The organism is Chloroflexus islandicus (assembly GCF_001650695.1).
Lineage (GTDB): Bacteria > Chloroflexota > Chloroflexia > Chloroflexales > Chloroflexaceae > Chloroflexus > Chloroflexus islandicus.
In genome coordinates this window covers 1-556 of sequence record NZ_LWQS01000022.1, presented here as the reverse complement: position 1 = coordinate 556, position 556 = coordinate 1, and the positions used below count along the sequence as shown (strand labels likewise).

General features: G+C 67.8%; 1 pseudogene. It reads left to right on the top strand.

Features of this window, described 5'->3' with window-relative positions:
- Positions 1 to 143: 143 nt before the first annotated feature.
- Positions 144 to 556: pseudogene (locus A6A03_RS00975) on the top strand (transposase); the annotation flags it as partial.

The window sequence follows — 556 nt, the reverse complement described above, 5'->3', positions numbered from 1 at the left end:
CGCTCGCGCTCGATGCTACCACCTTGCACGACCGGTTCGTGGTGCTGACCATCTCGGTCGTCGCTCGCGGAACCGGCATTCCTGTGGCGTGGACGGTGCTTCCCGCCGGTCAATCGCGGTCGTGGCGGCGCGCAGGGCTGCGGATGCTCCGGATGCTCCGCCCAGCCATCCCGCCCGATTGGATGGTGATTGTGCTGGCCGACCGTGGCTTGGATGCGCGGTGGTTGGTTCGCCGGATCGTCCGCCTCGGCTGGCATCCCTTCCTGCGCATCAACGCCGGTGCGAAATTTCGTCCTGCAGGACAGGCGCGGTGGTATTGGCTCCGCGAGCTCGTATCACCCGATGGGCAACCCCGGCAGGACGCCGGCACCGGTTTCACGCATCCAGCCAGTCGCCTCCCCTGCACGCTGCTGGTGTGGGCCGACGACGCCCACACCGATCCGTGGTGCATCCTGACGGATCTGGCCCCCGGCATCGCCGACAGCGCGTGGTATGGCCTGCGTGCGTGGTGCGAACAGGGCTTCACATGCACCAAACGCGGTGGCTGGCAGTGGCA